The organism is uncultured Succinatimonas sp. (assembly GCF_905203285.1).
Lineage (GTDB): Bacteria > Pseudomonadota > Gammaproteobacteria > Enterobacterales > Succinivibrionaceae > Succinatimonas.
This window is the reverse complement of record NZ_CAJKVK010000124.1, coordinates 1-4,471: the sequence shown is the minus strand read 5'-3', so window position 1 is coordinate 4,471 and position 4,471 is coordinate 1. Positions and strand designations below refer to the sequence as shown.

Here is a 4,471-nt window from a genome sequence, read left to right as displayed (position 1 = left end):
CCCCTGCCATAGGCACCGGTGTTTGTAAAGACGGACAGGCTTTTGTCACTTTAGGTACTTCTGGGGTGGTGTTTGCCCATACATCCAAGCCGTCAATCGATCCTTTAGGCAGAGTTCATACATTTTGCGCAGCTGTTCCTAATTCATGGACAGCCATGTCCTGTACTTTAGCTGCAGGTCTTTCGCTGCGTTGGATGCGTGATGAGTTCTTCTCTTATGAAAATAAAGAAGAGTCAGATAAAGGTAATGACGTCTATGATTTGATGACAAGTAAGGCATCAGAAATTCCGTCAGGATCCGACGGACTTATTTATCTTCCGTATTTGATGGGAGAAAGATCTCCGGTTCTTGACCCCGAAGCCCGCGGTGTTTTCTTCGGTTTAAGTGCACGTCATTCCAAGGCACATTTGACCAGAGCCGTTCTTGAGGGTATTACCATGTCACAGCGCCATAATCTCGAAGTGTTGCATGAGATGGGAATATGCCCGAGTGTTTTAACGGCCTGCGGTGGCGGCGGCAGATCTCCTTTCTGGCGTCAGATGCTTGCAGATATCTTAAAATGCAAAGTTGACACTATTGAGTCAAAAGAAGGTCCTGCTTTAGGCGCCGCCATTTTGGCAGGTGTTGCCTGCGGTATGTTTAACTCGGTAGAAGAAGGTTGTGCGAAATTTGTTGTTCGCGGAAGCGCCAAATCTGTTCCTGATGAAGTTCAGACTAAGCGTTATGATGCAATTTTTGCTTTGTACTCATCTTTGTATCCTGCTTTAAGACCGTCATTTGCCAAGTTGGCTTCTTTAAGAAAGCAGCTTGACGGTGAAAAAGTTCCTAAATATAAGAGCGTATTCTCCGTTGAATTTGAGCGGTTTGGCAAAATCATAAGCGGTGTTGACGTTAAAAAAGTCGGTGAGCTTTTAGAAAAAGTTGATTGTCCGACTGATTCAGTTGCGTATGTTCCGTCGGAGCCGATTCTTGAGACAAAAGAATTAAAAGAAGATATACAAAATAGAGTCTTCGGCGGGCTTGATATTGAAATCGGTTATTGTTCAGGTCATAACCGTGTTTTAAATTGCCTTGAATATCATCGCAACAGTGAGCTTAATATCACCGGAACAGATGCTATTTTCATGCTGGCGCCGATTACAGCAATCAAAGACGGAATTGTTGACAGCAGCAGCGTTGAAACGTTCTTTGCTCCTAAAGGAACAGCAATTTTATTTTATGAGACTTCATTGCATTATGCCCCTTGCCATAGTGATGACAACGAGGTTTTCCGTGTTTGCGTAGTTTTGCCGAAAAACACTAACACGGCAAAACCTAAGTTAGTAAAAGAATGCGATGAAAGCCGTATGCTTACTCACAACAATAAATGGTTATTAGCTCATAGTGCTTCACCTGAAGCAAAAATGGGCATAACTTCTGGAGTTGTGGTTGGAACGAATTTAAAATTAGATTAGACAACTTATTAATAGGAGAAATATCCATGCAAATGAACAATATCCCTGACGCAAAGTTAGGTATTATCGCAGTATCCCGTGACTGCTTTATCCGTACTTTGTCAGAGCGTCGCCGTAAGGCAGTAGTTGATGCATGCAAAAAAATTAATATCGATATTCATGAAATTACCGTAACTGTCGAGAATGAGAAAGACGCGGTTGCTGCGGTTGAAGCTGCAAAGCAGGCAGGTTGCAATTCTTTGGTAGTCTTTTTAGGTAACTTCGGTCCTGAGACTCCTGAGACTTTAATTGCTAAGTTCTTTGACGGTCCGTGCATGTTTGTTTCAGCTGCCGAAGAAACGGGCAATGACTTGATTGACGGCCGCGGCGATGCTTACTGCGGTATGCTCAATTGCTCTTATAACTTAGGTTTACGTAAGCTTAAGGCTTTTATTCCTGAGTATCCTGTCGGAACTGCAGATGATATTGCCTTGATGATTCGTGATTACATTCCGGTAGCTCGTGCTCTTATCGGTCTTGCCGGTCTTAAGATCATCACTTTCGGTCCGCGTCCTCAGGACTTCTTTGCCTGCAATGCTCCTATTAAGGCTTTATATGATATCGGCGTGGAAATTGAAGAAAATTCTGAGCTTGACCTTCTGGTTGCTTATAAGAAGCATGCAGGTGATCCGCGTATTCAGGAAGTTGCCGATGATATGGCTAAAGAGCTCGGCATGGGAAATACTTATCCTGATATGCTGCCGCGTATGGCTCAGTTTGAAATCACCTTGCTTGATTGGGCACGCGATCATTTAGGTTCACGTAAATATGTTTGCTTTGCCGATAAATGCTGGCCGGCTTTCCCTGAAGAGTTCGGTTTTGAGCCTTGCTATGTAAATTCACGTTTGGCTTCTCGCGGAATTCCTGTTGCCTGTGAGGTTGATATTTACGGCGCTTTATCAGAGTTTATCGGTGCCTGCGTAACTAAAGATGCAGTTACTTTGCTTGATATCAATAACTCAGTTCCTGCAGATATGTATGAAACTGATATTAAGCCTCGTTTCCCGCAGTATAAGCTTACTGATACCTTTATGGGATTCCATTGCGGCAACACTCCGTTCTGCAAGCTTAATACTTGTACCGATCATAACCTGCAGTGCGGCAAGATCAATTATCAGATCATTCAGCACCGTCTGCTTGAAACCGGTGAGCCTGATTTTACCCGCGGTACTTTGGAAGGCGATATTGCAGCCGGCCCGATTACTTTCTATCGTTTGCAGACTACTCCTGACACCAAGCTTCAGGCTTATATCGCAGAAGGTGAAGTATTGCCTGTCGGTACCAAGTCCTTTGGCGGTATCGGTATTTTTGCAATAAATGAAATGGGACGCTTCTACCGTCATGTTTTGGTTGCAAAACGTTATCCGCACCATGGTGCAGTGGCATTCGGTCACTACGGTAAGGCTCTTTATGACGTATTCTCAATTTTAGGTGTTGAGGATATCGGCTACAACCAGCCTAAGGGTGTTCTTTACAAGACAGAAAATCCTTTTGCCTAGTTGATTAATATCAGTTTTGAGGATCCCTTTTACGGGATCCTTTCTTTTAGAGTTTATTGCTCTGTCTGCATAATGCTGTTAGCGCAATAAGCTTTATATTAAGGGTGATTTATGAAGGTAACCGTTAAGTCTTTAGCGCAAGCTGCTGGAGTATCGCGAGGAACAGTTGATCGAGTACTGCATAATCGCGGCGGTGTAAAACCCGAAGTCGTTCTTAAAATTAAAAATTTGGCTAAAGAATTAGGATATATACCCAATAGAGCAGGAAAAGCTTTAGCTGCTTATAAAACTCCGATAAAAATAGGCGTTATGCTTCCCAGTATCGGAAATCCTTTTTTTGATGGAGTTATTGAAGGGGTTTTTCAGGCACGTGATGAATTTGCTGATTTAGGTGTTGAAGTTGTATTAAAAGAAATAGAAGGATTTGACAGTAGTGCTCATTTAAAAGCTATAGATGAACTGCTTGCAAAAGGATGTAAAGCATTGTGTCTTAGCACGCTTAATATTGAGCCTGTCAGGGAAAAAATCAGCGATCTCAATTTCCATCATTTGCCGGTTGTTTTGCTTAATACCAATGTAGAAAATGTTCATTGCCTTTGTTATGTCGGATCTGATTATTTAGCGGCAGGAGCCACGTGCGGTGGGATGCTTGCAATGTGTGCAAAAGATCCGCTTAAGATATTAATCGTAACCGGATCAAAAATGATTTTAGGTCATAATCAGCGCATAGATGGATTTAAGCAAGAGCTTGATCGTCAGCATGCGGAATACCGTATTGTGGATATTGTTGAATGTAACGATTCTGATATCAAAGCAACAAGAGTCACTTTAGATGCTTTAGACGAATATGAAGATGTAAATTGTATCTATATAGCAGGAGCTGGTATTCAAGGAGTAGGTGCGGCAATTCTTGCCAGACCTCAACGTAAGATTTTTGCTATAGCCTTTGATGAGGTTTATTCAACAAAAGAGCTTGTAAAACAGGGAATAATTAAATTTATTGTCTGTCAGCAGCCGGAAAGACAGGGGTATCATGCAATTAAACGAGCATATTTGGCTTTAACTCATCAAATCCCCGAGCAGGTTGATGATTTTATAACTGAAACGATTATTAAAATTCAGGCAAATTTATAAAGAGAAACGCCTCAAACATTGCGTTTAAGGCGCTTTAGTTAATCATTATTTCTGATCTTTACCGATATTGTCCAAGAGCTTCTGATGCTTTTCATCAAGCTCAATACCGCCTTCCATTAAGAGTTTTTTCCACTCTTTTCCGGTAAGGTTGGCAAGCTCTTTGTAATTGTTAGCTTCGGTATCACATTTCTGAGCGTCTCCGGAAATGCAAGGACCGCTTACTGATTTAGGTGATTTTGCAATTGCTTTTGCAGTTGCCAAATAGAAAGAAAGGTCAACGTAGTCGTAAGTATCCCGGATCGCCGTAATTTAAATATAGTATAAAATTTCATATCGCCGATTGAC

General features: G+C 41.9%; 4 protein-coding genes. 3 read left to right on the top strand and 1 reads right to left on the bottom strand.

The window, feature by feature from the left end:
• The 3 genes from QZ019_RS09365 to QZ019_RS09355 form a co-directional block, all read left to right on the top strand.
• The coding region (locus QZ019_RS09365; protein ID WP_295484507.1) for a DUF4867 family protein at positions 1-1,454 on the top strand (1,454 nt) is incomplete at its 5' end.
• Between the two features lie 26 nt (positions 1,455-1,480).
• Positions 1,481-2,992: a fucose isomerase gene (locus tag QZ019_RS09360; RefSeq protein WP_294565010.1), complete on the top strand. Its 1,512-nt coding sequence runs from the start codon at positions 1,481-1,483 to the stop codon at positions 2,990-2,992.
• 111 nt (positions 2,993-3,103) lie between these two features.
• Positions 3,104-4,126 carry a LacI family DNA-binding transcriptional regulator gene (locus QZ019_RS09355; protein WP_294565008.1) on the top strand — a complete coding sequence of 341 codons (1,023 nt, stop codon included), beginning with the start codon at positions 3,104-3,106 and terminating at the stop codon, positions 4,124-4,126.
• Between the two features lie 45 nt (positions 4,127-4,171).
• On the opposite strand, the gene QZ019_RS09350 is transcribed toward QZ019_RS09355, so the two are convergent.
• On the bottom strand, positions 4,172-4,387 hold the full coding sequence (locus QZ019_RS09350; RefSeq protein ID WP_295484504.1) for a hypothetical protein: 216 nt from the start codon (positions 4,385-4,387) through the stop codon (positions 4,172-4,174).
• Positions 4,388-4,471 lie beyond the last annotated feature (84 nt).